The organism is Paracoccus sp. FO-3 (assembly GCF_006386455.1).
Classification (GTDB): Bacteria; Pseudomonadota; Alphaproteobacteria; order Rhodobacterales; family Rhodobacteraceae; genus Paracoccus; species Paracoccus versutus.
In genome coordinates this window covers 1-2,845 of sequence record NZ_VCBQ01000214.1, presented here as the reverse complement: position 1 = coordinate 2,845, position 2,845 = coordinate 1, and the positions used below count along the sequence as shown (strand labels likewise).

2 protein-coding genes are annotated in these 2,845 nt (G+C 70.7%); both read left to right on the top strand.

Features of this window, described 5'->3' with window-relative positions:
* Window positions 1–318, top strand: a 318-nt coding sequence (locus FE811_RS27760; RefSeq protein ID WP_305034203.1) for a type VI secretion IcmF C-terminal domain-containing protein, incomplete at its 5' end; no start/stop codon positions are given.
* A gap of 60 nt (window positions 319–378) precedes the next feature.
* Window positions 379–2,730, top strand: coding sequence for a type VI secretion system Vgr family protein (locus FE811_RS26310; RefSeq protein ID WP_116221954.1), 2,352 nt, complete (start codon window positions 379–381; stop codon window positions 2,728–2,730).
* Window positions 2,731–2,845: the final 115 nt, after the last annotated feature.

The following is a 2,845-nucleotide window of genomic DNA, read 5'->3' as shown; positions in this document are numbered from 1 at the left end:
GGCGGCGATGGCGGGCCGGTGGGCGCGGCGGGGGATGCGGTGGCGCTGGACTGGCCGGGCGCCGATCCCGCCGCCGGGATCGAGGTCAGCTTCGCCACGCCCGAGGGCGCGGCCCGGTTGCAGCAGCCCGGCCCCTGGGGGCTGATGCGCCTGCTGGCGCCCCTGCGGCTGCGCGAACGCGACGGCGGCCGGCGCTTCCTGATCGACCTGCGCACCGAAGGCGCGCGGCTGTTTCTGGAGATGGGGTTCGAACGGCCGCTGAACCCGCTTTCCGCCCGGCGCCTGCTGGCGGGGCTTGCCTGCCCGCAGGTGCTGTAATCATTCGCCAATCCGCCCGGCTTGCGTCATACTGGGCCCGGCAATCGGCAGGAGGTCAGCATGTCATCCGCCCGCGAGATCACCGTCGCCATTCCCGCCATAGGCGAGCCCGTCACCTTCGAGCGCATGGAGGGCGAGGAGCAGGTCTCGGCCCCCTTCGCCTTCGAGCTGCGCCTGTCGGCCAAGACGCTGGAGGTGAAGGCGGCCGACGTGCTGGGCACCCGCGCCACCATTGCCGTCAAGGGCCCCGAGGACAGCGAGCCGCGGCATTTCGACGGCCATGTCGCCGAGTTCGGCCTGGCCGAGATTCGCGACGATTTCGCCTTCTACCGGCTGCTTCTGCGCCCGGCGCTGTGGTTCGCGAGCCTGGCGACCGACAACCGCATCTTCCAGAACCTCTCGGTGCCCGACATCATCGACGAGGTGCTGCGCGCCTATCCCGACGTGGTGCTGGACAAGCGGCTGGAGGGCAGCTACCCGCCCCGCGACTATTGCGTCCAGTTCGAGGAAAGCGACCTCGACTTCCTCCAGCGGCTGATGGAGGAGGAGGGGATCTTCTATTTCTTCGAGCATTCCCAGGACGGCCATGTCACCGTGCTGGCCGATGCCAATGCGGCGATGAAGCCTGCGCCGGGCGCCGGGGAGATCGCCTATGAGCCCGACAGCCCCAGCGCGCCGCGCGAAGGCGACTACCTGACCGGCTGGGTGCCCCGCGCCTCGGTGCGGATCGGCGGCTTCGCGCAGACCGATTACGATTTCCTGAAACCGTCCTCGGACCTGATGGCGACGGCGAGCCGGCCCGAGGGCCATGCCGGCGACCGGCGCGAGGCTTATCTTTATCCCGGCCGGCACCTGGAGCTGGGGCGCGGCGACCGCCTGGCCGGCATCCGGCTGGAAGAGGCGCAGGCCGCCTTCGAGCGCGTCGCGGCCGAGGGCACCGCCCGGCCGCTGGGGCCGGGGCGCAGCTTCACCCTGGCGGGTTTCCCGCGCGAGGCGGAAAACGACCGCCACCTGGTGCTGTCCGCCCGCTATCGCATGTGGGACGACCAGGTCCGCGCCGGCCAGCGCGCCGGGCAGGAGGGGCGCGATCCGCTGGGCTATCACGTCCGGCTGGTCTGCGCGCCCGCGCGCATCCCCTTCCGCCCCGAGCGCCGCACGCTGCGCCGGCCGATGCGCGGGCCGCAGACTGCCGTGGTGGTCGGCCCGGCGGGGGCCGAGATCTATACCGACGAACATGCGCGGGTGAAGGTGCAGTTCTTCTGGGACCGCAAGGGCCGGCGCGATGCGCATTCCAGCTGCTTCGTCCGCGTCAGCCAGGCCTGGGCCGGGGCGGGCTGGGGCTTCATCCAGATCCCCCGCATCGGGCAGGAGGTGATCGTCGATTTCCTGGACGGCGATGCCGACCGTCCCATCGTCACCGGCCGGGTCTACAACGCCGAGCAGGTGCCGCCCTATGGCCTGCCCGGCAATGCCACGCAATCGGGCTGGAAATCCAACAGCTCGCCCGGCGGCGGCGGCTGGAACGAGCTGCGCTTCGAGGACAAGGCCGGCGCCGAGGAGGTGTATTTCCAGGCGCAGAAGGACCATAACGAGCTGATCAAGAACGACGAGACCCGCCGCATCGGCCATGACTGGATCGAGGATGTCGGCAACGACGCCACCCAGTCCATCGGCAACGACCGGCGCGAAAGCGTGGGCAACGACAAGTTCACCACCATCGGCGCGAACCGCCAGGTCTCGATCGGGGTGGACGATACGGAAAAGGTCGGCGGCCATCGCAGCCTGGACGTGGGCGCGACCGAGACGATCCATGTCGCCGCCAGTTCCACCGAGGCCATCGACGGCGCGCACAGCCAGACCGTGGGCGGCGTGCAGACCGTCACCGTCAAGGCGGCGCGGGTGGACAGCGTGGCCGCGACCGAGACGCGCAATGTCGGCGCGGCGCAGACCAACACCATCGTCGGCGCGCGCGGCGTGACGGTTCTGGCCGGGCAGAATCACGCCATCTCCTCGGATGACGGCTGGAAGGTGGGCGGCAACCGCTCGACCAACGTGGCGGGGAACGAGACCGTCGAGGTCGGCGGCAACCGCAGCCACAAGGCGGGCGGCAACCGGGTCGAGAAGGTCGGCGGCGATTCGTCGCTGGACGTCGCCGGCAAGCGGGCCACCACGGTCGGCGCGGATGAATTGCACAAGGTCGCCGGCAAGATGGGGCTGGACGTGGGCGCGGCGCTGGCCGTCGTGGCGGCGGATTCGATCGCGCTGACCTGCGGCTCGGCCGCCATCGTGCTGAAGAAGGACGGCACCATCACCATCGAGGGCAAGGACATCACGATCAAGGGCTCGGGCAAGATCGACGTGAAGGCCTCGGGCGAGACCTCGGTCAAGGGCTCCAAGGTCAACCTGAACTGAAGATCGCCGCCAGCGCAGGCTCCGGCGCCTGGGGGTCGGCGGCCAGCGCGGCACCCCCCCGCCGCCACAGCAGCAGCGGCGGCGCCTCGGCATTGCCGGCCGGCGCGGGCAGGGC